This window comes from Vibrio ruber DSM 16370 (assembly GCF_900163965.1).
Taxonomy (GTDB): domain Bacteria; phylum Pseudomonadota; class Gammaproteobacteria; order Enterobacterales; family Vibrionaceae; genus Vibrio; species Vibrio ruber.
This window is the reverse complement of sequence record NZ_FULE01000019.1, coordinates 1-2,528: the sequence shown is the minus strand read 5'-3', so window position 1 is coordinate 2,528 and position 2,528 is coordinate 1. Positions and strand designations below refer to the sequence as shown.

The 2,528-nt window shown below is 40.0% G+C and carries 5 protein-coding genes; 4 read left to right on the top strand and 1 reads right to left on the bottom strand.

Annotated elements, in window-relative coordinates:
• The 4 genes from VR7878_RS07605 to VR7878_RS07590 all read left to right on the top strand — a co-directional run.
• Positions 1-217, top strand: a 217-nt coding sequence (locus tag VR7878_RS07605; RefSeq protein WP_139343999.1) for an integrase core domain-containing protein, incomplete at its 5' end; no start/stop codon positions are given.
• A 193-nt stretch (positions 218-410) separates the two neighbouring features.
• Complete coding sequence (locus tag VR7878_RS07600) at positions 411-1,058, top strand: RipA family octameric membrane protein (protein ID WP_077334915.1); 648 nt, start codon at positions 411-413, stop codon at positions 1,056-1,058.
• A gap of 97 nt (positions 1,059-1,155) precedes the next feature.
• A complete protein-coding gene (locus VR7878_RS07595; protein ID WP_077334913.1) occupies positions 1,156-1,452 on the top strand; it encodes a hypothetical protein in 297 nt (98 codons plus the stop codon).
• A gap of 82 nt (positions 1,453-1,534) precedes the next feature.
• Positions 1,535-1,834 carry a hypothetical protein gene (locus VR7878_RS07590; protein WP_077334911.1) on the top strand — a complete coding sequence of 100 codons (300 nt, stop codon included), beginning with the start codon at positions 1,535-1,537 and terminating at the stop codon, positions 1,832-1,834.
• Between the two features lie 469 nt (positions 1,835-2,303).
• Here VR7878_RS07590 and VR7878_RS07585 read toward each other — a convergent pair.
• Positions 2,304-2,528 (bottom strand): integrase core domain-containing protein (locus tag VR7878_RS07585; RefSeq protein ID WP_139343959.1); only part of this gene is annotated, 225 nt, incomplete at its 5' end.

Genomic DNA, 2,528 nt, shown 5'->3' with positions numbered 1-2,528 from the left:
AGAAAATTCTTATATTGAGCGTTTTAATCGAACCTACCGAACGGAAATTCTGGATATGTATGTTTTTAAAACGCTGAATGAAGTCCGGGATTTGACAGAAAACTGGATGAGGGAATACAACGAAGAAAGGCCACATGACTCACTAAATGATCTCACGCCTTGGGAGTATTTGGAAAGACACGACAGCAGGAAAAACTCTAACTTATCGTGCCATTAAAACTGGGATGGTTACAACTTTCTAATACCAAAAGTTATCCGTTTTTTCTAGTTTAAGTAATTACCCTAAGAAAGTTTTGTCCAGATCTGACTTACAGCTAGTATGAGCATTTTTCAAAGTGACAATTGACTTGGTTGCATATCATTTTGATTTGTTATGGGGCGATGTCTATTGATTGTAACAGGAAAACTATATGGACAATCAGAACAGGTATAAAAGAAAGTTTGGGCTTGATGGTTCAAATAAAAAAAAGGCAGCTCTGGCGTTGGAACATGCCCTCGACATAAGAAAATTTGAAATTGAATTGTATTGGAAAAGGGCAACATATTTTTGGGCATTAATTGCTGTAGCATTTGCGGGGTTTTTCTCGGTTTTGGCGAGTGAGCATTTAAAAAGCAAAGAATTTTTTGCCTTTGTTATAGCAGTTATCGGGTTTGTGTTTACTTGGGCTTGGTTCTTAGCAAATAGAGGAAGTAAATTTTGGCAAGAGAATTGGGAGAACCACGTAGACATGTTGGAAAATGATACTACGGGACCTCTTTATAAAACGACGCTACACCGGCCTCGAAGCTCTTCGGTAGTTGAAACACTCATAACAGGACCCGCAAAAATATCTGTATCTAAAGTGAATCAATGGGTGAGCTTTTTTACCCTGTTTGTCTGGGTTATGTTACTGATATTTATCTCTTTACCACTCGATAGCTCTAGAGAAATTAGTTGGAGTCGAGTAGTTATATTAGTGATAGGTATCTTTTCCTGCTTCATGATGTGTTATGGGAGTAAAACTCATTTGGGACCTCATCGCCACAAAATGAGGAGTAGAAAAACCCAGATATTATAATTGCCGGGTCCCAATACTGATCTTTTGAATTGCAGATTATTAGGGGGCCATAAATCAGTGTTACACTGAACCAAAGCAAACTACCGGAGCATCAACAATGAGCACCAAAGAATGGGTTTATCAGAGTGAGCAAGGGTTTGGTTTATATCAGGAAATGACGCTTGAGAAGAATAATGATAATCCCGCGATCATTGAGATAGCAAACCCGGTTGATTTCAGAGTAAATTATTCAACCAATGCCGACGGAAAAGCATTCGGGAGGCTTATGGCTGAAATCCCGGCTGATGTGTTCGATGAAATTGCGGTTGCCTGGTGTAAACAGAGAAAATTACAAGGCGCTTTCGGCGGCCCCGTAGGGAACGAATGGGGTAGTCCAGATTGCGACTACGAGTAGGTTTGTAGCGTTCAAACCGGAGGAAAGAAGATGTACTACTTTGCAGAGGATCCCTTCTAGGTAATGTAAACCTGGAGGGTATATGAAAAAATTAAAACAGCAGTACAAACACGCTGTTGATAGACAATCTTCGGACTATTTGTGGCATTTTTATCCCAGTATCAGAAACGGTACTCACAAGCATTTTAGTACCAAACAAGAAAAAAGCTTTTACTTTATGCGCTTGGTTGAATGTAAAGGTTATCCGGTAAAGTTTCGTGCCGCTCGCGGGAAAGCACTGGCCGATCCCTGGGACGACTATCCGGCATATGTTTATGATGTGGCAAAAAGCTGGAAACATAACTCCAAGAGAAAGCATCAATATTACCGAGAAAGTCGATGATATTGATTTTTATAGAAGATAGCTAATGTAATTGCATAATAAAGCCGCTGTTTTTCTGCGCAATTCAGAACATAGGATGGTGGCTTTTTATGACAAGACAGTACTATGATACCAGAGACCAATTTGGTCTCCGTCTTTGTGTTGAGTGCTATAAATAAGTATCGGGTTACGACTGTATACGTCGTTGGATGAGTTTCTTCACGAACAGAAGTATGAGGAAAACCAACGAACCGAAAATAAAACCGATGAATGAATAAGGAACAGCTCTGAAGCTTGGTGTTATCGACAAGTAGTCATGGATGGTTGGATATGCGATGGGCATGTCTGATCTCACAATATCGTCAAGACAGCTCAATAAGAATCCCAAAAGCGAAAAAGACAAAGAACAGCCCCAAAATATTTTCTTCATTTAGAACTCCTCAAAAATTTTTGTCGGAACACGATTTTTAGATTCATCCCTATGTAGTGGTCAACTAAAATTGGCCACGGTTTTAGAGTTTTTCCAATATAGTCGTTCAGACTCATTGGGTGTCAGCCCACCATTATATTGATGGGGCCTAAGTTGGCTGTAATAACCTGTGATGTAACGAGTTATATGCTGTCTTGCTTCGCTAAAACTCCTATAACCCGACACCGGTATCCATTCTGTCTTTAGACTTCTGAAGAACCGCTCCATCGGGCTATTGTCCCAACA

Excerpts from the sequence above, each read along its gene's own strand:
- VR7878_RS07600 (WP_077334915.1), top strand. The coding sequence starts at position 411 with ATGGACAATCAGAACAGGTATAAAAGAAAGTTTGGGCTTGATGGTTCA.
- VR7878_RS07595 (WP_077334913.1), top strand. The coding sequence starts at position 1,156 with ATGAGCACCAAAGAATGGGTTTATCAGAGTGAGCAAGGGTTTGGTTTA.
- VR7878_RS07590 (WP_077334911.1), top strand. The coding sequence starts at position 1,535 with ATGAAAAAATTAAAACAGCAGTACAAACACGCTGTTGATAGACAATCT.